Here is a 21725-nt window from a genome sequence, read left to right on the forward strand (position 1 = left end):
CTGGCTCTGGCTCTGGCTCTTCAGATTGTGATTCGTCGCTCGACTCGTCAACAAAAAAATCGTCAGATTCAAAGCTTTCATCACCTAACAGCGCAGTAAAATAATCATCCAGTGCTTGTTCACTGGAGAGACTTGGCTGCGCCAATGTTGATTCTTTATTCGCGCTCATTTATCGCCAACCTTTCGAGATAAATAAGCAACTGTTTATAAGCAAATACACCACGGCTACCCGATGCAAAATGAGAGGCTGGCAAGCGCTTTAGGCTCGCATCTCGAAACTTGGTATCAATCGGCACAGCAGACGTCCAAACTTGGTTTGGGTAATCATCTTTGAGCTGCGTTAATGTTTGCAGTGAGGCTTTGGTTCGCTTGTCGTACATCGTTGGGACAATCGTAACCTTAAACGGTGTTTTGCGAGACTTCTGCATGATGGTCAAAGTGCGAATCATGCGCTCTAAGCCCTTCATCGCCAAAAACTCAGTCTGTACCGGAATCAATATACGATCGCTAGCAGCCAATGCATTGACCATCATCACACCAAGAATTGGCGGGCAATCGATCAACACATAGTCGTAGTCATCTTTTAAAGCGGCCAAAGCACGCTTCAAGATCAACCCCATGCCGCTTCGATTTCCCATTACACGGTCTAATGTCGCCAAAGACATATGCGCAGGGATAATATCGATACCTTCGACTTCCGTTTGTAAAAGCAAAGGTCTTACCGTCTGCGCGTTAAATTCACGCAGCTGGAACAGATCAAACAGGCTCGATTCCACCGTATCTGAATCGTAACCCAGATAGGTGGTCAGTGATGCATGTGGGTCAGTATCAACCAACAGAACACGGTGCCCCTTCAACGCAAGTAAACCTGCTAGAGTCACGGTCGTGGTCGTTTTACCAACACCACCTTTTTGGTTTGCAACACTCCAAACAATCATTTCGATTTACCTAAGCTAACCCAACTTCGACCAAGATCCTTTCCGCGATACGGTCTAGAGGGAGGTCTTCAGTAGAAATGCCAGCTTTTGCTACAGCTTGAGGCATACCATATACAACACAGCTATCTTCGTCTTGTGCCCAAATTGTCGAGCCCGCAGTTTTCAACATACGCGAACCTTCTCGACCATCTGCGCCCATACCAGTCAGGATCATAGACAACACTTTGTCGCCGTAGATCTTCGCTGCAGAGCCGAATGTGACATCCACACAAGGCTTGTAGTTCATGCGGTCGCCGCCATCGATAATTCTTAGACGTGCAGACCCTGCGCGGCCATCAACCATCATCTGTTTACCACCTGGAGCAAGATACGCCACGCCAGGTTTTAACACATCACCGTCTTGCGCTTCGCGAACTTCAATCTTACACAAGGTGTTCAAGCGACTAGCAAAAGCCGCTGTGAATGTTGCTGGCATATGCTGAACTAACACAATTGGATGTGGGTAGTGTGCAGGGATGCGAGTCAAAATCTTCTGTAGAGCAACAGGGCCGCCAGTCGAAGTACCAATGGCTGTTAATTGATACTTCTTACCTGACGCTCTGAATTTCGCCGTTGATGCAACCGCAGGCTTCGCTGTCGAAGTCGAAGCTGCTGTTGAAATCGGCTGGCGCAATAGCGTAGATGTTGAAGTCGTCGCAGTCGCTCTCGGCGCAATAGGAGCACGACGCATAAATGCACGCTTCGCTGCAATCTGAATCACACGCTGTTGAAGCAATGCAACTGCATCGTCGCGGTTACGTGCAATGTCTTCAAACTTCTTAGGAAGGAAGTCGAGAGCACCTGCATCTAACGCATCTAACGTTGCTCTCGCTCCATCATGCGTTAACGATGAAAACATCAAAATAGGCGTTGGAGACGCGGCCATGATTTCACGAACGGCAGTGATACCGTCCATGACAGGCATTTCAATATCCATCGTGATTACGTCAGGTCTTAGCTGTTTCGCTTTTTCAACGGCTTCTTTACCGTTTACTGCTACATCAATGACTTCTAGGCGAGCCTCTGAGTTGATGATCTCGCTAACGCGACGACGAAAGAAACTCGAATCATCAACGACTAATACTTTAATCGCCATATTTATCCTTAAATTAAATTCTTGACGCAGCTGCGTACTGCTTCAACAAGTCCGGCACATCTAGAATCAATGCTATGTGTCCGTCACTTGTAATTGTCGCACCTGCCATTCCTGGCGTGCCTTGCAGAAGCTTATCAAGCGGCTTGATCACGACTTCTTCTTGACCGATAAGCGTATCGACAACAAAACCAACACGTTGGCTACCAAGTTGTACGATAACAACATGGCCGTGCCCTTTACGCAGCTCAACAATACCCGCTTTAGGAGCAAGCCAGTTTTGCAAGTAGAACAACGGAATAGACTTATCGCGAACGATAATCGTCAGCTGGCCATCAACCACGTTTGTGCGGCTTAAATCTAGGTGGAAGATCTCGTTTACAGAAGCCAATGGCAATGCAAATGGATGACCGGCAACACCGACCATCAAGGTTGGTAGAATCGCTAGGGTTAGTGGAACCTTGATGGTGATCTTGGTGCCCTGTCCCATTTCTGAATCAATATCAATAGAGCCGTTCAGTGTGTTGATCGCTGTTTTCACAACGTCCATGCCCACACCACGACCAGAGATATCCGAGATCTGCTCTTTGCTTGAGAAGCCAGGAGCAAAAATCAGGTTGAAACACTCTTTATTTGATAAGCGAGACGCTGCATCTTCATCCATCAGGCCACGTTTAACCGCGATAGCACGAAGCTTATCAGGGTCCATACCGCCACCGTCATCAACGATAGCCAGTTCAATGTGGTCACCTTCTTGAGAGGCAGACAGAATCACTTTACCCGTTTGTGATTTACCCGCAGCAACACGGTCGTTTGGCATTTCAATACCATGATCGACAGAGTTTCTCACCAAGTGAATCAGGGGATCAGCAAGTGCTTCTACTAAGTTTTTATCAAGGTCCGTTTCTTCGCCACGCATTTCAAGAACGATGTCTTTCTTCAAGCTACGAGCAAGGTCACGGACAACTCGTGGGAAGCGACCAAATACTTTCTTGATCGGCTGCATACGAGTCTTCATTACCGCACCTTGAAGGTCTGCAGTAACAACATCTAAGTTAGAGACAGCTTTCGACATTTCTTCGTCGTTGCTGTTGAGGCCTAGGCTGACTAGTCGGTTACGCACCAATACCAGTTCACCCACCATGTTCATGATGGTGTCCAGTGTTGATGTATCAACACGAACTGTCGCTTCAGCTTGTTGCTTCTTAGCCGGCACTTTAACTTCAGCTTTTGCTGGAGCGCTCGGTTTTGGCTCAGCTTTAACGGCAACTGGCGCAGCAGGTTTAGGCGCAGCTTGAGGTGCTACTGCCTTAACTTCTGCTGGCTTAGTCGCGGCATCCAATTCTTCAATCGAAGGTCCATTACCTGAGCCATGTAGTTGGTCAAGTAACTTCTCGAACTCTTCGTCAGTCATCAGATCATCGCCTTCAGACATCGCCGAAACGGGTGCTGCTGGCGGCGTTGGCGGCGTTGGCGGTGGAGGAGGCGTTGAACTTGCCGCTGTCGGGCTCTTACCCGCACCGTGCAATTCATCTAATAACTTTTCAAATTCGTCATCAGTAATATCACCACTGTCAGCAACAGACTGAGGTGCAGCGGGTGCTGGCGGCGGTGTTGGTGCAGAAGGCGCTGTTGGTGAACCACCTTTACCGTGAAGCTCATCAAGCAAGCGTTCAAACTCATCTTCAGAGATATCATCGACTGAAGATGCATTGATGTTTGAGCTTTCAGCAGTAGGTTCCGGAGCAATAACAGGCTCAGGCGCTGCAACAACAGGTTCAGGGATAATAGGTGCAGGCGCTTCTACTGGTGCCACTTCATCCGCAGACTCTGGTTTACAGAGACGGTGAAGTTCATCCAATAAAGATTGGTCGGCTGGCACTAAAGGTTCCTGATCTTGCACGGCGCGAAACTGTACATTGACTGTATCTAGCGCCTGCAGCATGGTATCCATCAAACCTGATGTTACGCTGCGTTGGCCGTTTCGCAGAATGTCGAACACATTCTCAGCACCATGACAAGTATCCACCAGCTCAGTTAATGCTAGGAAACCAGCACCACCTTTTACTGTATGGAAACCACGGAAAATAGCATTTAATAGGTCTTTGTCGTCAGGGTTATTCTCAAGCTCTACCAGTTGTTCTGATAGGAGTTCAAGGATCTCTCCTGCTTCGACTAAAAAGTCCTGAAGAATATCTTCGTCTAAATCGTAGCTCATACGTTACCTTTAAAATCCAAGACTGGATAACAAATCGTCGACTTCATCTTGAGATGCGACAGCGTCTTCGCGCTCTTCTGGGTTCATAATTGGACCTTCAGGCGCAATCGATGCTTTCTTCTCTGACTCTGGAGTTGGCTCTTTTTGATTCGCACCGAATACCGTGAGAATCTCGACCAAACGTCCTTCCACCTCATTCACCAAGGTAATAACTTTGCTGATTATCTGCCCAGTTAAATCTTGGAAATCCTGAGCCATCAAGATTTCAGTCAATTGTCCGCGTAGTTCAGTACTGTCGCCTTCTACTTGGACAAGCAATCCATCAATGCGGTGACATAAAGCTTTAAATTGTGCCAGCTCAATGCGGCCATGCATCAGTTCATTCCATTGAGGCCTTACTTGAAGTAAACACTCGTGTAGGTTGTCTGCGATTGGCATACAGCGATCGACAGCGTCCATCGTCTTATTTGCCGCAACTTCCGTTTTATCAATGACATACTGAAGGCGATCCCTTGCATCAGGGATTTCGTCATTTGCGATAACGCTGATGCGTTCATCGAAATTGAATTGAGTCAAAGAGTCGTGGAGGTCGCGTGTCAGACTTCCTATTTCTTGAAGCATTGGATTGTCTTGAAGACTAAAGTTATCTTCATAAATGCTTCTCACAAGAGAATCAGCATTTTGCTGCTCATCGTTCTCAAGCAGCTCTACTAATTTTTTTGCTTGTTCTAATGAAATCATCCTGAATTCGGCCTTACTCCGCATACTTTGTGCGCTTAGGCTATCGAGATAAACAGATAACTTATCAGTCAGTGTTTACCTAGAAGTGCCTAAATTTATTGATGCTTATAAGCGATCAAAAATCTTATCAAGTTTCTCTTTCAGCGTTGCAGCAGTGAAAGGCTTCACAATGTAACCATTAACACCCGCTTGCGCAGCTTCGATGATCTGCTCACGCTTCGCTTCAGCTGTGATCATAAGCACTGGAAGGTGCTTAAGTTCTGCGTCTGCGCGAATGTGTTTAAGCAGGTCAATCCCTTGCATGCCTGGCATGTTCCAGTCAGTTACCACGAAATCAAATTCGCCTTTTTTCAGCATAGGTAACGCGGTCAAGCCATCATCTGCTTCTTGAGTGTTGTTGAAACCTAAATCGCGAAGTAGGTTTTTAACAATTCGGCGCATCGTTGAAAAATCATCAACAATGAGAATTTTCATGTTTTTGTTCAAATTAGCCTCCACTGAATAGGATCAGTGTTGTTAGTCGTTCTGTGTCCAAGCACTTAACTTAGTGCGTAAACGCTGCATAGATTGGCTCAGTATTTGGCTGACACGAGATTCGCTGACACCTAACACTTCCCCAATCTCTTTTAAATTGAGTTCTTCGTCGTAATAAAGCGAAAGCACAAGGCCTTCCCTTTCCGGAAGTTGTTTTATCGAATCGATCAAAGCTTGGCGGAATGACTCATCAGCAACCCCTTGAAAAGGCGTATTATCTTGAGAGTCTTCATTCGGAGATATTACATCATCTGAGACGCCTAAATCTTCAATTCCAACCAGTCTTGAGCAATTAATGTCAGTTAAAGCACTGTGATACTGCTCTAAACTGAGCCCCATGTGTTTTGCCACTTCGGCATCACTCGGGTCGCGGTTGAGGATACCCTCTAATTCCGCAATTGCACTGCTGATTTCTCGATTGTTCTTATGAACCGATCTCGGCACCCAGTCCCCACGGCGAATGTCATCCAACATTGCCCCGCGAATCCGAATACCAGCATACGTCTCAAAGCTTGCGCCTTTGGTACCATCATAGTTTTGTTGCGCTTCAATCAAGCCGATCATGCCAGCTTGAATTAAGTCATCAACCAATACATTAGGCGGTAATCGCCCCAACAAGTGATGAGCGATACGTTTAACCAACACAGAGTACTTCTCAAAAAAAGCCTGTTGGCTATTGTGATTAGCGTGTTGGTCGTAAGTAAGCGCTTTATTCACCAAATGGTTCCTCTATAAATTCAGTACGATTCAGCAGCCTTTCAACAAAGAACTCCAAGTGTCCGCTCGGTGTTTTTGGTATTGGCCAGGTCAAGGCTTTGTTAGCCAAAGAGCTGATTGCCAATGCAGCTGGAGAGCGAGGAAACGCATCGACTACGATTTTCTGTCTCTTGACTGATTGACGTACTTTATCATCTAAAGGAATACATGCTACGAGTTCGAGGCTCACATTCAAGAAGCGCTCTGTGACCAAAGTCAACTTTGCAAATAATTCTCGGCCTTCGCGGTAGCTTCTGACCATATTTGCAACAACTTTGAATCGCTGAACTTGGTGTTCTCTGCTTAAAAGCTTAATCAAAGCATATGCATCCGTGATCGAGGTAGGTTCATCACATACCACGACAACCACGTCTTGCGCCGCTCTTGAGAAGCTGATCACCATGTCCGAAATACCGGCTGCGGTATCAACCAACAAGATATCCATCTCGTCTTCAAGCGAACCGAATGCGCGAATCAAACCAGCATGCTGTGCGTGTGAAAGTTCAGTCATGCTTTGAGTGCCCGATGTCGCTGGAATAATTTTAATTCCGTGCGGCCCTTCGACAATCGCATCCTTAAGTTCACATTCGCCAGCCAACACATGCCCAAGGTTTCGTTTAGAACGAATACCTAGCATGATATCGACGTTCGCTAGTCCTAAATCGGCATCTAGCACCATGACTTTTTTGCCTTGGCGCGCCATGCAAATAGCCATACCTAACGTCACATTAGATTTACCAACGCCTCCCTTACCACCGGTTACAGCGATAACTTTTGTGAGTGAAGGCTTGGTTAAGCGACGGAGGCCGCTAGCTTGGTCATGTATCATATTTTCATTCATATTTATCCGCCGCCTAGAGCCCTTCAGAATCGCTATTCCAGTAATGAGGTTCATTCTCTGTAGATTTTTCTAATAGCTCATTAGCCTTAGCAATCATGTACTTTGGCTGAGCTATAACGATATCTTCAGGAACTCGTTGACCATTTGCTATGTAAGCAACTGGTAATGCATTTTGTATTACGACACTGATGAATTCACCTAGACTTAGGGATTCATCCAGCTTAGTCATGATGCATCCCGACAACGGGATTCTTCTAAAGTGTTCAATTGTTTCTTGCAGCACTTTGCGTTGCGCGGTTGCAGGCAACACAAGGTAGCTATTGATAACGGAACCACTCTCTTGCATCAATGTGTCTAACTGCTCAGATAGGCGAACATCTCGTTGTCCCATGCCTGCAGTATCGACCAGAATCAGGCGACGATTACGTAACTGATATATTACATCGGCCAGTTCGCTAGAATCTTTAGCAACTCTTACAGGACAACCCATAATTCGGCCGTAGATCGATAACTGCTCATGTGCACCTATACGATATGTGTCAGTTGTCACTAGTGCGACGTTATCAGCGCCATATTCCATGGCAGCACGTGCAGCTAGCTTTGCAACAGTCGTTGTTTTACCCACGCCGGTTGGGCCAAGTAGAGCCACAATACCGCCGCGTTTTAAAATATCTTTTTGTGTAACGGAGATTTGGTCAGCAACCAGAGCTAACAGAGCCTTCCATGCACGTGCAGGTTTAGTATCTTCAGGAATGTAGCAAGCCATTTGATCGGCAAGCTCTGCAGATACACCCATACGTTCAAGGCGCTTAATAAGCATGGCTCTCAGTGGTTCACGGCGCTCAACTTCTTGCCACATCAACCCAGAAACTTGATGCTCTAACAGACGACGAATTGAGGTCATCTCTTCGCGCATCGTTTCCATTTCAGTATCAGAACCTTTGGACTGAGTGTTCTCTCGACCACGATCATAACGGGTAGGATCCAAGCGAGGTGTCGGGCGCTCTACTCTGCGGTCTTCAGCAATCAACTTAGACAAACCCGTTTCACGAGCAAATGCAGAATCAAGATTTCCGTGAGACTGTTGGTTACCGTGAGATTGCTGATGGCCATGAGACTGCAAATTGCTTTGAGTCTGATGACTATGAGGCTTATGGCCCGTGCTTGATTGGCGATTGAGCAATGCTGACAATGAATCTTCATTTTCTGCACGATGCTGTGGCTCATCATCGGCGCCATGACTGTATTGCTTAAGCATATTCGCAAAGCGCTTAGTCATTGAGCGTCCACCTTCAACATTCGACTGTAGGCTAACCTTGTCATCGTCTAGTTGACGTCGCCCAGCAGGAGCTGCGGGCGCGGCCATTTGCGTATATTGGCTTTGTGCAGGCTGCTGAGGTTTATTTAATCTCTGGCTCGCTGTCGACGGGCTGGATTCGCCATCAATAGCGGCAACAATTTCCACGCCACCTGCGACCTTTTTGTTAGACATGATCACCGCTTCTGAACCAAGTTCTTCTTTAACTTGGAGCAGAGCCGTTCGCATATCTTTTGCAAAAAATCGTTTAATTTTCAATTCGATTGTCCGTTCTAATTAGGCGGCTTAATTACCAACAGCTTGTACTATACGTATCTGCTTTTCGTCCGGTATTTCTTGGTAAGACAAGACTCGCAAGCTTGGGATCGTGTTCTTCACGAACTTAGCCAGAGTCGAACGCAACACGCCAGAGGTCAATAGTACCGCGGGCTCACCTTTCAGCTCTTGCTCTTGTGTAGCGTGGCTGAGAGAGGTCTGTAAACGTTCGGCTAAACCAGGTTCAATACCAGCAGATTCTCCGCCGGATGCCTGCATGGTTTGATGCAAGATTTGTTCCAGCTCAGGAATCAAGGTTATCACTGGTAACTCGGGCTCTATACCATTGATTTCCTGAACAATTAATCGTTTCAATGAGATGCGAACCGCCGCAGTAAGTATGTCAGGTTCTTGACTCTTACCTGAATACTCCGACAAAGTTTGGACTATGGTTCGAATGTCACGAATTGGAATCGCTTCATTCAGCAGGTTCTGTAGCACTTTCACAACCACACCCAACTGCAATTGATCCGGTACAAAACCTTCCACCAGCTTAGGTGTTGAGCGGCTGAGCATCTCAAGTAAGTTCTGAACTTCTTCGTGGCCAATGAGCTGCGATGCGTTGTTGGTTAGCAGCTGGCTAAGGTGTGTCGCCAGTACTGTAGAAGAATCTACAACGGTATAACCTAGAGCTTGTGCGTGTTCACGCTGCTCTTCACGAATCCAAACCGCTTCAAGGCCAAAGGCAGGGTCAATCGTCGGCTCGCCATCGATCATGCCATAGACTTGGCCCGGGTTAATCGCGAGCTCCATGTCTGGCTTAATCTCAGCTTCACCCACAGCAACACCCATCAGGGTAATACGGTAGCTGTTTGGTGTCAGTTCTAGGTTATCGCGAATGTGTACCGCTGGGATCAAGAAACCAAAGTCTTGAGACAGCTTTTTACGCACACCTTTAACGCGTTCAAGCAATTCACCACCTTGGTCTCTATCAACCAAAGGAATTAAACGGTAACCCACTTCTAAACCAATAATATCGACAGGTTGAACATCATCCCAAGAGAGCTCCTTCTGAGAGCCTACTTCTCCATTCGCTTCAACTGTCGCCGGAAGGTTAGGCTCTTCCGCCTTCTTCTTGTTCTTTTTATCGATGTAATACGCCCCCGCGCCTGCAACGATGGCAAGGCTCAAGAACGAGAAATGTGGCATACCCGGAACAATACCCATAATGCCAAGGATGGCGGCGGTGATCATCAAGGCTTTTGGATTGTCGAACATCTGGAAGACAAGTTGCTCACCCATATCTTCATCAGTATTTTGGCGCGTTACCATCATCGCAGCTGCAATAGACAGTAATAGAGATGGAATTTGTGCAACCAGACCATCACCGATAGTCAGTAGCGTGTAGATTTCGATTGCTTCACCAAAACCAAGATCAAACTGAGCCATACCAATGCTCAAGCCACCAATGATGTTGATGAATAAGATTAAGATACCAGCGATCGCATCGCCTTTAACAAACTTAGAAGCACCGTCCATCGAACCGTAGAAGTCAGCTTCTTTGGTGACTTCAAAACGTCTCAGACGCGCTTGGTCTTGGTCGATCAAACCTGCGTTCAAGTCGGCATCGATTGCCATCTGTTTACCCGGTAAGGCGTCTAACGTGAAACGCGCGCTTACTTCCGAGATACGACCCGCACCTTTGGTTACAACCATGAAGTTGATGATCATAAGAATCAAGAACACCACTAAACCAACCGCGTAGTTACCACCGATAACCACGTTACCGAAGGCTTCAATCACGTTACCTGCCGCGTCGCCACCTTCGTGACCATGGAGCAATACCACACGTGTCGAAGCAACGTTCAAGGCCAATCGAAGTAGAGTCGCAATCAGCAGGACGGTCGGGAATGCAGCGAAATCTAAAGGCCTGCGGGTATAAACCGATACCAATAGCACAACCATAGACAGTGCAATATTGAAGGTGAAGAACATATCCAACAAGAAAGCTGGAATGGGCAACACCACCATAGCAAGCGTTGCAAGTACCATAACAGGTGCACCAATCGCAGGCATGGCACGGTTAGGGATTTTAGGTAGCTTGTCCACAAAAGGCAGGGAGAATTTCATAAATCTAGACAGTTTCGCTATGTTGTAGCTCTCTGAACAAGTGGATTAGGTCTTAGTCAGGGCTGTTTGCTATGGGCTTATAATGTTCAGGCTACTACAGCAAACACTGTACCAACATCTCACGTCAAATTATCGCCATCACCTCTATAAAAGGAAGATTAGCTAGCTCGCTATTATCAGGGTTCATCACGCAGAGCTCAAGCAATTGATCTAATGACGTAAATCAGGTGGGATCGGCATATTAGAATCTTGCAGCTTTGGTCGCTCACCACCTCGTTTTCGGTACTGTTTAAGCTGGAAAACATATGCAAGCACTTGTGCAACTGCTGTAAACAGACCGTCAGGAATTTGTTGTTCTAGCTCAGTGGTATGATAAAGCGCCCTCGCCAATGGCGGCGCTGGAACGATATAGATGTCATTTTCACGCGCAATCTCTCGGATCTTCATCGCCATGTGGTCGACACCTTTAGCAACCACAATTGGTGCTTTGTCTTGATTCTGCTTGTAGCGCAGCGCCACTGAGAAGTGCTCTGGGTTGGTGACTATCACGTCCGCTTGCGGCACATCGGCCATCATACGACGCTGAGCCGCCTCCCTTTGCAACATGCGAATTCGACCTTTCACCTCAGGCTTACCCTCGGTGTCTTTGAATTCGTCTTTCACCTCTTGCTTAGTCATCTTCAGCTGATCAGCGTGTTGCCAAATCTGGAATGGGATATCAATCGCCACAACAATCAACAAAGAACAACTGATCAACAGAATAAAGTTGAGCAAGATATCCAAGGCATGGAAGATGTTTTGTGGATAGACGTCCATGCTCAGCTGCATTAAATCATGCTGAGAGGCTTGAATCAGATAAATCGCCATCCCCGATACGAGCGCTACTTTAAGAATAGACTTGAGCAGTTCAACCCAACTTTGCAGGCCAAACATACGCTTGATACCACTGAGTGGGTTGAGCTTAGACGCCTTTGGCATCGCCGCTTGCATTGAGAAGTTAATCCCACCGACACCCGCAGCGCCGATGACGGCAGCAACAAACAAAGTTATCAGTATCAAAAACAGCGGGAACAGCAGGTTCACCAGTGCACCACCAGCGATTTCTAGGAGTTTGTTAGTGTCAAAGATCTCGTCGCGACTCAAAGAGAACAGGCGTTGCATCGCCTCGAACAAAGCCTTCGCCATCGATTCGCCAAACCACATTAAAGCAATCGCACCGACAATTAATACCGATGCTGACGCTAGCTCTTTTGACCTTGCAACCTGCCCTTTCTCTTTGGCCTGTTGCAAGCGTTTGGGCGTGGCGTCTTCTGTGCGTTCTTGACCGTCTGACTCTGCCATTTCAGTCTCCTAGCAATCTAACCGGATTAGACGACATATCTGTTGTTCGCCCTGCATCCAGAATAGCTCATAGTGACTATACAAGCCGCCAAGGATGTACCAACAAAGTAACAGACCCACGAGTAGCGCAAATGCAAAACCCAAAGAAAAGATGTTTAATTGAGGTGCCGCACGCGTCATTACACCAAAAGAAAGGTTAATCGTTAGCAGCGCAATAATCCCCGACAATGACATCGCTAATGCCGTTTTGAACATGATGCCGAGCCACAACGCGAGCTCTCGAAAATCCACAGAGGTTAGAGAGCCACTGCCAATCGGCAAGGTCTTAAAACTAAACACCACCAGCTGCAGCATTTTCAAGTGACCATCGGTCGCCAAAAAAAACATGGTCGCTAGCAGCATGAACAGCTGACCAAGTACCGGCGTATTTTGCCCGTTAGCCGGGTCGACCATTGATGCAAAACCCAAGCTCGATTGCATACCGAGGATCTGACCCAGCATAACAAAGGTTTGAATCATGAACTGGGTAACAAAACCCATGGCCACGCCAATCACAATTTGCTCGAAGACAGTCAGGAAGCCTTGAAAGGACAGAAGTTCAATCTCTTTGGGAACGGCCGGAATCGCAGGCATCACCGCAAAAGTGATCGCCAAGCCTAAATACAGACGAATACGCGGCGACACGAAGCGTGCCCCTGTTACCGTCATCACCATCAGCATCGCTGAGATGCGAGTGTATGGCCAAAAATAATTGGCTAACCACTCTAGTACAAGGCTCGTTGGGTATTCCATATCGGTTTAATACAGAACTTGCGGCAAGCGTTCGATGAGCTCAAAAAAGAACTCCATCATCATCTGGGTCATCCAGTGTGCGAATAGCATCAACGCCAACAAAGTTACGATCAAACGCGGTAGGAAACTCAGTGTTTGTTCGTTGATTGAGGTCGCAGCTTGGAAAACAGCCACAACCAAACCGATCAGCAGGCTAGGAATAATGATGGCGCAAACCATGACTAATACCATCCAAAGGGCGTCTTGGAACAACTCTACGAATATTTCAGGATTCATTATTCCCCCAGCTACAAGGCAAAACTGCCGGCGAGTGTGGAGAGTATCAAGTTCCAGCCATCTACCAGAACAAATAGCATCAACTTAAACGGCAGCGATACAATCATCGGTGACAACATCATCATACCCATAGCCATCAATACCGATGCCACCACCAAGTCGATGATTAGGAACGGCAAGAACAGCATAAAGCCGATTTGGAAAGCCGTTTTCAATTCTGAGGTGATAAATGCTGGAATCAGCACCGCCATCGAAACATCTTCAGGGTTAGTCACTTCCGCGCCAGAAATCTCAACAAAGGTTTCAAGATCTTTGATTCGAGTCTGTTTGAGCATGAAGGATTTAATCGGTTCTTGGGCAACATCAAATGCCTGTCGCGCCGATATCTGCTCATTAAGATAAGGCTGAACTGCTTGTTCGTTAACTTGATTAATCACTGGCGACATGATGAAGAAGGTCAAGAATATCGCGATACCAATAATCACTTGGTTAGACGGTGTTTGTTGTAGACCCATCGCCTGACGCAAAATAGACATCACGACTACAATACGAGTGAACGACGTCATCAAAATCACCATCGCCGGCAAGAAGCCAAGCATGGTCATTAACGCGAGAATTTGCAGGTTAATCGAGTAGTCTTCACCGCCATTGGCATTGGTTGTCATGGTAAAGGCAGGTATGCCGCCACCATTGCCAGTCAAGCTGCCCGTGGTCATGGTTGTCGATTTGGCTTGGTCTTGTTCCATCGTGCTGATAGTGACCGATTCCGAGCCAGCGGTATTCGCAGGAATGACGGTGCCGTCTTCAGCTTGTGCAAATACCGACACACTGAATACGATTGAGCATAGGAGAATAAGCTGAACCAACCACACTTTCACCGCTCGGAAAGCTCCGACTTGGTGAAAGTAAGAGGAGTTCAAAAGTCCGTTACTTGTTTGCATCTTTTTTTATTAGCTGGGAAAGCTGACTTGAAAATGTACTTTTTTCCAGCATCTCCTGAGTAAGAGGTTTATCGAGCTTAGAGATCAGCTGAATCGATTGTGTGGTAATCCCTACCAAGAACTGTTCATCACCCGCTTGCACAATAGCGATACGCTCTTTAGTACCAACAGGGATTTGCCTAACAATCGCCAAACCTTGTTGATTCGACATCGCAGGTACTTGCATTCGCTTGAGTAGCCAAGCAATAAATAAAATGAAGGCTATAACGAAAATTAGCGACCCAAAGGTGGTCGCTAAATCGAGAGAAGGCGGTGTTGCTGCAAAGGCAATGGAAGGAGCCGTTAATAGCCCTACTCCCAAGATTCCTCGTAACAAACCTGTCATTCCGAGAAAAGAGCCCGCAAGTCTTTGAGACAAAAAGCTCATTAACGCAGCTTCTTAATTCGTTCTGTTTGGCTAATAACGTCAGTCAAACGAATACCAAACTTGTCGTTCACCACAACCACTTCACCATGAGCAATCAAGGTACCGTTTACCATCACATCCAGTGACTCACCAGCAATTCTATCTAGCTCAACAACCGAACCTTGGTTCAACTGAAGTAAATTACGGATACTGATCTGAGAGCGACCAACTTCCATCGAAATAGTCACTGGAATATCCATAATGGTATCCAGCTTACGACGCTCATCTTCAGAAATCGGAGATGATGAATCGGTTAGCTCATCAAGTGGTGCCGCAAGCACATCATCAACATCAATTGACGGCGCTGAAGGATCTTCACCAAGTGCTGCAGCCCATTCGTCTGCTAGCTTTTGATCTTCACTAGGTTCCATTACCAATTCCTATACTTTTATCTATTTTACTATTCGTCGTCATCATCACTGTTTTCGAGCTCAGACAATAAGTCTTTACCTAGAAAAGCGAGATCAGTTTTAACCACATGTGGTCTTTGAATTTTTTCCGAAATCTGTACTGCAAGCTTCTCACCAGAACGGCCCATTTTCACACGATAAGTCGGCAGTTCTTCGACAAACATGGTTGCGTGCTCAGGCATGTTCATTGGGATAACATCACCAGGGCGCAGCTCCATCAGATCACGAAGGGAAATATCTTGCTCTAGCAAATTCACGCGGAAATTGACGGGCACATCCATGATCTCATCACGCAGTGCGGTACTCCAACGAACATCGGTTTCCATCTTGTCTGATTGAACACCCGCATCAAGCAGTTCACGGATCGGCTCAACCATGGAGTAAGGCATGACAACGTGGAAGTCACCACCACCGCCATCCACTTCAATGTGGAACGAACTCACAACAATCACTTCGGTTGGGCTCACAATGTTCGCCATACTTGGGTTCACTTCGGAATCCAAGTATTCAAACTCAACCCCCATCACTGGCGACCAAGCTTCTTTGTAATCTTCAAAAACAATTTTCAGCAGTAACTGAATGATTCGTCTTTCAGTAGGCGTGAATTCACGACCTTCAATCTTGGCGTGGAAACGACCATCACCGCCAAAAAAGTTCTCTACGAGAATGAAAACCAGACGAGCTTCCATGGTGATGAGTGCCGTACCTTTCAATGGACGGAAACGAACCATGTTTAAACTGGTGGGTACATACAATGTGTTTTGGTACTCACCAAACTTCATCATCTGTACGCCGTTGATCGACACTTCAGCCGTTTTACGTAACATATTAAACAAGCTGATACGCATATGACGTGCGAAGCGCTCGTTAATAAGTTCAAGGGTCGGCATTCGACCACGGACGATTCGATCTTGAGATGAGAAGTCGAAATTGACCGCATTGTCATTTTCGGTTTCTAAGACATCTTCAACTTCTTCAACATCATCAACGCCATGTAACAGCGCATCAATTTCGTCTTGGCTTAATAAATCGGTCACAAATTACCTATTGAATTACGAAGTCAGTGAATAACACTTTTTCAATCACAGGCTGGCCAACAGCTTGAGCCAGGCTTGCTTTAATATCTTCTGTTGCCTTATTACGCAGTTCCACGCGGCCTGTTGGTGAGCGCAATTGATCAACCGTTGCCGAAGCGAACGTGGCCAGTAGCGTACTTTCTACAAGTGGAGAGTGGTAACGAGCCAGGTCTTCATTCTTACTGCCACGTACCATGAGCTGTGCTTTTATCTGAACTAGGCGATCTTTTTTGTCACCTGTCACATTAAACAAGAAGGGCTGAGGAATATTAACATACATAACCGGCTCTGCAGCGACCACAGCCGTTGCTGGCTGAGACTGAGATTCAGAGGCGCTATCGTCAGAACCTAAGAAAAAGTACAGCGCACCACCTATACCAAGCAGTAACACAACTACGGCAATAATAATTATAAGGAGCTTGCTCTTCCCTTTAGGTGCATCTTGTTCTTCGGCCATATCTTACTCTAACTTCCTGTTCTTGCGATTAACTGATGGTTCTTTTTATTAACTGTTTTTTTCTATTAACCAAGCGTTCTTAGCCTGATATTAGGCATAATAACTAATTCCATCACGCTTTGATGCGACATTCAATTCAAGATTGCTGCCACTATCAAGGTTTTCATCACCTTGCGTATCATTTGTGCGGTTAGCGCCGGATTGTTGCTCACCATTGTTGTATCTATCTTGTCCCTGACCGGAGTTCTGTTGTTGAACAGACGAATCGGCAAGCTGCAGACCTTGCTGAGCAAGCATCTCTCTCAAGCGAGGTAAGGTTTGTTCAATCACATCTCTCGCTTGCTGATTACTCACCGTAAAGTGCACGTTTGCCACGTCATTATTCATGGTCATGCGGATTTTCATTTGGCCCAATTCTGGTGGGTCGAGACGAATGTCCAAGTTCTTAAGGTTCTTAGACATCATCATTTGTACTTTTTCAGCCACTTGCTCATTGGCTAGCTCTTTGGTGAGCTGTAAGGGCGCTTGTTGAGCAGCTTGAATTTCAGCTCGCGTAGGTGCTGAACCCACCGTTGCCGTACCTTGTGCACCAGCCGCAGAAGCGATCTGCTGAGCAAAGGTCGAATCTTTAGAATCTTCTTTAGCACCCGCTTTACCCAAACCAGACAGTGCTGCTGCACCGGCGCCCGCTTTAAGAAGCGTATCAGTCGAGCCTGCTTTTGTGGCAGCTGGCGTTGCATTCATCGCCATTCCTTGCGCGGTTAAAGCTGGATCCAACGTTGCTTGCTGCTGAGGTGAAGCCACATTAGCTTGCTGAGCTGCGGCCTGTTGGGCTGCATGTGCATTATTGGCGTGCAGCATTGCCGCCTTGTCCGTAAGAGCATTGTTTGCTGATTGAGAAGCGGCCTGCGCTGACACTTGTTGTGTAGCCGTCGCTACAGCTGCTGTTGATGCTGCCGCAGCTAAGGCTTTAGTTTCGCTTGAATCCGTATTATCCCAATCGATAGCAGTGGGTTCACCAGACGCACTGTTCGCAGCCGGAGCTTGACTTAGCAAAGCTGTTACTTGTTGTTGAACGTTAGCGAGCTGTTGATTCAACAGGTCTAGGTTAGAGGTCGCTTTAGCCAAAGCGGCTTGCTCATCAACCGTCAACTTAGCGCCACTTTGTTGCTTATCAAGCAAGATATCGACAACAGACTGCTCTGATTCGATTTGTCCATTCAATTGGTTTAGCGCTTTGGTATGGGCATCTACTTGCTTTGCCAGTTCAATATCCACGGCTGACAATGCTTGGCTCTGCTCGGCAGCAACCGCACTAGCTGCATTCTTTTGGCTCAGCTCTCGGCTCATACTGGCTTCAATTTGTTCTGGAGTGACGCCTTTATCCATCAACTGTCGAATTTCAGTATCAGTTAGCTGAGAAACACCCTTACCTCCGGTAAGTACAGCGATTTCAGAATCGACTTCAAGGCTCTTCTCCTGATTTGCAGCCTTAGCTTGTTGTGTCGCCTTATCCGTAACGGAAACTCCTGCAACAGAAGCACCGGTGATATTACCTTGGGCTTGTTCTACCTGACCTTGCTGAGGCAAGCCTTTGCCGTTTGGCGCTTGATTTAGGGTTTTGTTTGCCTCATCCAATTGACCAAGCAATTTATTGCCTTCGCTCATCGCTGCATTGGCTTGCGATGCCTGCGTAGCACCATCTACCGCTGATGGACCCTGAGTTTGGGATTGAGCAATATGTTCTTTAGATTCGTTAGTCGTATCCTGCGCATCTTTACCATCTGCCTTATCTGCAACAGTCTTATCAGCGACAGTGCTATCAGTGCCCGAATTGGCTTTGAGCTGAGCCTCAGATCCAGACGCAGCCTCTGCTGATGTTTTATCAGCAGCTTTCTCGCCTTCTACTGCTGAAGCTGCTTGCTTGCTTTGCGCTTCGCTCACTTCGTCAGTAGCCTTTGATTCAGCGGAATCACCTTTGTTCGCTTCGGCTGACGCTTCACCTTCGGTAGATGTCTGTTTAGTATCAGGTTTCGCAGTGCTTTCTGTATCTTTTGCTGCGGCTTTACTGCCACTTTCTTCAAAGCCAAGCGCTTCTTTAAAGGACTCAAAGAAACCTTTAGAGTCGCCGGTTTCTTCTACCTTGGAAGAGGCAGAACCGGAGTCCAACAACGATGACGTTTTGTTGGTCGCTGAATTTGAGGAAAGGCTAACATTCATATATACAAGCTCTATCTACTAGCTTTGCTGCCATGAATCAGGCAACAAAAAGAAAGTCGGATGCTTTTCATGCCTTTGGTGGGCATAACGCGCAATTTTATATAAAACGGAGCAAGAAACATGCCTATAAGTTCGGTTCTCACAATATCAAGAACAGCGCCTACGTCGTTCGTGGCTTAGGATCACATCTTCTTTCGGCTGTATAACAGAGTCGAGAACTCATCCATTTGCTTTTGTTCTCTTTGATCTTGCAGCTTTGCTTTCTCTTTCTGCTTTTTCTCCATCAACCACTCGTAGGATTTACGTTTTTTGCGTAACTCCATCCAGTAGTTTTGGCAGTTGTCGACTTGATTTTTAAAGTGGTGCTCGGCTTCTCTCTGCTTGGATAATGTCTCATCCAACTGAGTTAAGAAGCGATTCAAGTGACCATATTGGCTCGCCGTTAAGCCAGCCTTACCGCGGTCAACGAGCTGCTGACAATAATCCAGTCGATACTTTTCAATCTGCGCAACTTGCTCATAGTAACCTTGCAGCTCAGAGTTCGCTTTGTTGAGCGCAAGTACCGCTTGGTTCTCTTGATCTTTGGCTTGATCGAGCAAAAATTCTAATGCGTTATCCATGACTAACCTTATTCACCCGTTAGCCACCCAATACATGTTTCAACATGTTGACGCACATGTCGTATGGGACGGTCTCTTTCATCTTCTGCTGCAAGTACTCATCCAGTTTTGGTTTCAACGTGAAGGCACTATCGATTGCTGGATCCGTTCCTGGCTTGTAAGCACCAATCGACACCAAATCTTGGTTTTTACGGCAGATAGACAGCACTTGCCTTACCGCTTTCGACATCAAGACATGTTCTTCAGTGGTGATTTGCGGCATAACACGACTGACGGATTTCTCAACGTCAATCGCTGGGTAGTGACCGGCATCGGCCATCTCACGAGATAACACAACGTGACCATCGAGAATTGCTCGCGACGCATCCGCAATCGGATCTTGTAAGTCATCGCCTTCGGTTAACACGGTAAAGAAAGCCGTGATAGAACCTTGTTCATCATTGCCGTTACCTGCTCGTTCCACCAGCGCAGGAAGCTTAGCGAAGACTGATGGCGGATAGCCCTTGGTTGCTGGCGGCTCACCCACAGACAGAGCAATTTCACGCTGAGCTTGAGCAAAACGGGTCAATGAATCCATGAGTAGCAGAACATCTAAGCCTTGGTCGCGGAAGTACTCGGCGACAGCCAACGCGGTTTGACAGCCTTTTAAGCGCATCAATGGTGATGAGTCGGCAGGAGCGGCAACAACAACCGAACGCTTACGGCCATCTTCACCAAGAATCTCTTCAATAAATTCTTTAACTTCTCGTCCACGCTCACCGATTAGGCCTACGACCACTACTTGCGCAGTTGTGCCTCGAGTCATCATGCCCAGAGTTACGGATTTACCGACACCAGAGCCAGCAAACAGACCGATACGTTGCCCTTTACCCACGGTTAGCAAACCATTAATGGCTTTCAAGCCGACATCGAGTGGTTCAGAAATCGGTTTACGAGCTAACGGGTTGATTGGCTCCGCATTAAATGAAGCGCGTTGCTCTGTATAGATTGGACCTAAACCGTCGAGTGGATTACCTACGCCGTCGATCACTCGACCGAGCAGTTCCATTCCAACAGGGATACCACTTTCGGTAGTCATTGGCGTGACGCGAGCGCCAGGTAAGATCCCGGTGATTTGCTCACTCGGCATCAAAAATAGGTTATCGCCAGAGAAACCGACGACTTCGGCTTCCATCTGACCAGACATGGTTTCGACTAAACACAAACTGCCGATTGGCGCTTTACAGCCGGTCGCTTCAAGCGTTAAGCCAACAACGCGTACTAATTTACCAGAGGCAATTGGTCGCGATTTTAGCCCCTCGACTTTGTACTGACTGAGACGATTCGCTAACTCAAGCATTACTCATGACCTTGGTGACGATTTGCGCCGCAGAAATTTTGAATGACGTTCTTTACACGATCTTCCATGCGGTAGTTAACGCTCGACTCACCCGCTTCAATTTGTACATCACCACGGTTGAGTGCTGGCTCTGCGACCAGCGTCCAATTACGGCAGTCCAATTCAGTCTCGCCATACGCAGAGCGAATGATCGCCACATCTTCCGGATTGAGTTTCAATGTGATTGCGTGACCAGAAATCGGCAACGACTCTACCGATTCTTTAACGGTATCTAATATGATTTGTGGGTTGGTTTGCACTTCAACATGAACCACTTCTTTGACCATGGTAAGCACCATGTCGACCAATTGCTTCTCCACCTGAGCGTTCATCAACTCTAATGGTTGAGCGAACTGGTTTGCCAGCCCCATGAAGACGGCCACCTGCTGTTGAATGTACTCTTGACCCGCGGTTACGCCTTCAAGCTTGCCGGCTTCGTTGCCTTCTTCGTGACCTGCGGCAAAACCTTCTTCTTTACCTTTTTCATAACCTTGCTTAAAGCCCGCTTCTTGGCCTTGATGCAGCCCTTCCTGATAAGCGCCTTGTTTAATCAGCTCGATTTGCTCTTCAGTCAGAACCAGCTCTTCATCTTCAATGGCTTCTTCAACCGTTGGCATCCAACTAGGGTCGTAGTTAAAAGCGGTTTCTTTGGCTTGTTTGCTCACGTCAGAGGTGTAGTCAGGCAGCCCCCATTTCTGAGGTTGGGCAACCGTATTATCTTCTTCAGGGCGAAGGAAGCCGCGTTTTCTATCACCTGACATATCAGTACCTATCTATGAGTGGCTTAACTGTATTGTGAATTCAAGCAGTTAAACTGAGTTAATCTGTGGTTCGAGATTGGATAAAGAAAAGCCCCAACAGTGTGGGGCTTTTGAGATTTCTGTA

The 21725-nt window shown here is 46.9% G+C and carries 21 protein-coding genes and 1 pseudogene; all 22 read right to left on the bottom strand.

Features of this window, described 5'->3' with window-relative positions; genetic code table 11:
* A pseudogene (locus AB4558_RS15135) lies at nt 1-169 on the bottom strand (chemotaxis protein CheW); the annotation flags it as partial.
* Nucleotides 156-938, bottom strand: coding sequence for a ParA family protein (locus AB4558_RS15140; protein WP_017064111.1), 783 nt, complete (start codon nt 936-938; stop codon nt 156-158). The gene AB4558_RS15140 and the pseudogene AB4558_RS15135, both read right to left, overlap by 14 nt.
* 10 nt (nt 939-948) lie before the next feature.
* Entirely contained in the window at nt 949-2073 is a 1125-nt protein-coding gene (locus tag AB4558_RS15145; RefSeq protein WP_102321169.1) for a chemotaxis response regulator protein-glutamate methylesterase, read from the bottom strand.
* A 13-nt stretch (nt 2074-2086) separates the two neighbouring features.
* Entirely contained in the window at nt 2087-4288 is a 2202-nt protein-coding gene (locus AB4558_RS15150; protein WP_372158904.1) for a chemotaxis protein CheA, read from the bottom strand.
* Between the two features lie 9 nt (nt 4289-4297).
* Nucleotides 4298-5029, bottom strand: coding sequence for a protein phosphatase CheZ (locus AB4558_RS15155; protein ID WP_017064113.1), 732 nt, complete (start codon nt 5027-5029; stop codon nt 4298-4300).
* Nucleotides 5030-5134: 105 nt separating this feature from the next.
* The gene (gene cheY, locus AB4558_RS15160; RefSeq protein ID WP_016767062.1) at nt 5135-5503 is read right to left on the bottom strand and encodes a chemotaxis response regulator CheY; all 369 of its coding nucleotides are present in this window, start codon (nt 5501-5503) and stop codon (nt 5135-5137) included.
* 42 nt (nt 5504-5545) lie between these two features.
* Complete coding sequence (locus tag AB4558_RS15165) at nt 5546-6280, bottom strand: RNA polymerase sigma factor FliA (RefSeq protein ID WP_017060667.1); 735 nt, start codon at nt 6278-6280, stop codon at nt 5546-5548.
* Nucleotides 6273-7160: a MinD/ParA family protein gene (locus tag AB4558_RS15170; RefSeq protein ID WP_017060668.1), complete on the bottom strand. Its 888-nt coding sequence runs from the start codon at nt 7158-7160 to the stop codon at nt 6273-6275. The genes AB4558_RS15165 and AB4558_RS15170 overlap by 8 nt, the downstream gene beginning before the upstream one ends.
* A 13-nt stretch (nt 7161-7173) precedes the next feature.
* Nucleotides 7174-8736 (bottom strand): flagellar biosynthesis protein FlhF, encoded by a 1563-nt coding sequence (flhF, locus tag AB4558_RS15175; RefSeq protein WP_029235190.1) that lies wholly within the window; start codon nt 8734-8736, stop codon nt 7174-7176.
* 27 nt (nt 8737-8763) lie between these two features.
* On the bottom strand, nt 8764-10863 hold the full coding sequence (flhA, locus tag AB4558_RS15180; protein ID WP_017064115.1) for a flagellar biosynthesis protein FlhA: 2100 nt from the start codon (nt 10861-10863) through the stop codon (nt 8764-8766).
* Between the two features lie 210 nt (nt 10864-11073).
* A complete protein-coding gene (gene flhB, locus AB4558_RS15185; RefSeq protein ID WP_017064116.1) occupies nt 11074-12204 on the bottom strand; it encodes a flagellar biosynthesis protein FlhB in 1131 nt (376 codons plus the stop codon).
* A gap of 9 nt (nt 12205-12213) precedes the next feature.
* A complete protein-coding gene (gene fliR, locus AB4558_RS15190; RefSeq protein ID WP_017060672.1) occupies nt 12214-12996 on the bottom strand; it encodes a flagellar biosynthetic protein FliR in 783 nt (260 codons plus the stop codon).
* Between the two features lie 6 nt (nt 12997-13002).
* The gene (fliQ, locus tag AB4558_RS15195; RefSeq protein ID WP_136979583.1) at nt 13003-13272 is read right to left on the bottom strand and encodes a flagellar biosynthesis protein FliQ; all 270 of its coding nucleotides are present in this window, start codon (nt 13270-13272) and stop codon (nt 13003-13005) included.
* Nucleotides 13273-13283: 11 nt separating this feature from the next.
* On the bottom strand, nt 13284-14213 hold the full coding sequence (gene fliP, locus AB4558_RS15200; RefSeq protein WP_082152280.1) for a flagellar type III secretion system pore protein FliP: 930 nt from the start codon (nt 14211-14213) through the stop codon (nt 13284-13286).
* Entirely contained in the window at nt 14200-14640 is a 441-nt protein-coding gene (fliO, locus tag AB4558_RS15205) for a flagellar biosynthetic protein FliO (protein ID WP_017060675.1), read from the bottom strand. The genes fliP and fliO overlap by 14 nt, the downstream gene beginning before the upstream one ends.
* Nucleotides 14640-15050 carry a flagellar motor switch protein FliN gene (fliN, locus tag AB4558_RS15210; RefSeq protein ID WP_004739851.1) on the bottom strand — a complete coding sequence of 137 codons (411 nt, stop codon included), beginning with the start codon at nt 15048-15050 and terminating at the stop codon, nt 14640-14642. The genes fliO and fliN overlap by 1 nt, the downstream gene beginning before the upstream one ends.
* Nucleotides 15051-15079: 29 nt before the next feature.
* A complete protein-coding gene (fliM, locus tag AB4558_RS15215; RefSeq protein ID WP_017060676.1) occupies nt 15080-16126 on the bottom strand; it encodes a flagellar motor switch protein FliM in 1047 nt (348 codons plus the stop codon).
* A gap of 7 nt (nt 16127-16133) precedes the next feature.
* Nucleotides 16134-16622, bottom strand: coding sequence for a flagellar basal body-associated protein FliL (fliL, locus tag AB4558_RS15220; protein ID WP_017060677.1), 489 nt, complete (start codon nt 16620-16622; stop codon nt 16134-16136).
* A gap of 90 nt (nt 16623-16712) precedes the next feature.
* Nucleotides 16713-18842: a flagellar hook-length control protein FliK gene (locus AB4558_RS15225; RefSeq protein WP_372158905.1), complete on the bottom strand. Its 2130-nt coding sequence runs from the start codon at nt 18840-18842 to the stop codon at nt 16713-16715.
* 182 nt (nt 18843-19024) lie between these two features.
* On the bottom strand, nt 19025-19462 hold the full coding sequence (gene fliJ, locus AB4558_RS15230; RefSeq protein ID WP_017631772.1) for a flagellar export protein FliJ: 438 nt from the start codon (nt 19460-19462) through the stop codon (nt 19025-19027).
* 19 nt (nt 19463-19481) lie between these two features.
* A complete protein-coding gene (fliI, locus tag AB4558_RS15235) occupies nt 19482-20801 on the bottom strand; it encodes a flagellar protein export ATPase FliI (protein WP_017060680.1) in 1320 nt (439 codons plus the stop codon).
* Nucleotides 20801-21601, bottom strand: coding sequence for a flagellar assembly protein FliH (fliH, locus tag AB4558_RS15240; protein WP_017060681.1), 801 nt, complete (start codon nt 21599-21601; stop codon nt 20801-20803). Before fliH ends, fliI begins: the two co-directional genes overlap by 1 nt.
* Between the last annotated feature and the right edge of the window lie 124 nt (nt 21602-21725).

Origin of the sequence: Vibrio sp. 10N.222.51.C5, from assembly GCF_041474575.1 — a bacterium.
In the GTDB taxonomy this organism is placed as follows: Bacteria; Pseudomonadota; Gammaproteobacteria; order Enterobacterales; family Vibrionaceae; genus Vibrio; species Vibrio crassostreae_C.

Excerpts from the sequence above, each read along its gene's own strand:
- AB4558_RS15140 (WP_017064111.1), bottom strand. The coding sequence starts at position 938 with ATGATTGTTTGGAGTGTTGCAAACCAAAAAGGTGGTGTTGGTAAAACG.
- AB4558_RS15145 (WP_102321169.1), bottom strand. The coding sequence starts at position 2,073 with ATGGCGATTAAAGTATTAGTCGTTGATGATTCGAGTTTCTTTCGTCGT.
- AB4558_RS15150 (WP_372158904.1), bottom strand. The coding sequence starts at position 4,288 with ATGAGCTACGATTTAGACGAAGATATTCTTCAGGACTTTTTAGTCGAA.
- AB4558_RS15155 (WP_017064113.1), bottom strand. The coding sequence starts at position 5,029 with ATGATTTCATTAGAACAAGCAAAAAAATTAGTAGAGCTGCTTGAGAAC.
- cheY (WP_016767062.1), bottom strand. The coding sequence starts at position 5,503 with ATGAAAATTCTCATTGTTGATGATTTTTCAACGATGCGCCGAATTGTT.
- AB4558_RS15170 (WP_017060668.1), bottom strand. The coding sequence starts at position 7,160 with ATGAATGAAAATATGATACATGACCAAGCTAGCGGCCTCCGTCGCTTA.
- flhA (WP_017064115.1), bottom strand. The coding sequence starts at position 10,863 with ATGAAATTCTCCCTGCCTTTTGTGGACAAGCTACCTAAAATCCCTAAC.
- flhB (WP_017064116.1), bottom strand. The coding sequence starts at position 12,204 with ATGGCAGAGTCAGACGGTCAAGAACGCACAGAAGACGCCACGCCCAAA.
- fliR (WP_017060672.1), bottom strand. The coding sequence starts at position 12,996 with ATGGAATACCCAACGAGCCTTGTACTAGAGTGGTTAGCCAATTATTTT.
- fliQ (WP_136979583.1), bottom strand. The coding sequence starts at position 13,272 with ATGAATCCTGAAATATTCGTAGAGTTGTTCCAAGACGCCCTTTGGATG.
- fliP (WP_082152280.1), bottom strand. The coding sequence starts at position 14,213 with ATGCAAACAAGTAACGGACTTTTGAACTCCTCTTACTTTCACCAAGTC.
- fliO (WP_017060675.1), bottom strand. The coding sequence starts at position 14,640 with ATGAGCTTTTTGTCTCAAAGACTTGCGGGCTCTTTTCTCGGAATGACA.
- fliN (WP_004739851.1), bottom strand. The coding sequence starts at position 15,050 with ATGGAACCTAGTGAAGATCAAAAGCTAGCAGACGAATGGGCTGCAGCA.
- fliL (WP_017060677.1), bottom strand. The coding sequence starts at position 16,622 with ATGGCCGAAGAACAAGATGCACCTAAAGGGAAGAGCAAGCTCCTTATA.
- AB4558_RS15225 (WP_372158905.1), bottom strand. The coding sequence starts at position 18,842 with ATGAATGTTAGCCTTTCCTCAAATTCAGCGACCAACAAAACGTCATCG.
- fliJ (WP_017631772.1), bottom strand. The coding sequence starts at position 19,462 with ATGGATAACGCATTAGAATTTTTGCTCGATCAAGCCAAAGATCAAGAG.
- fliI (WP_017060680.1), bottom strand. The coding sequence starts at position 20,801 with ATGCTTGAGTTAGCGAATCGTCTCAGTCAGTACAAAGTCGAGGGGCTA.
- fliH (WP_017060681.1), bottom strand. The coding sequence starts at position 21,601 with ATGTCAGGTGATAGAAAACGCGGCTTCCTTCGCCCTGAAGAAGATAAT.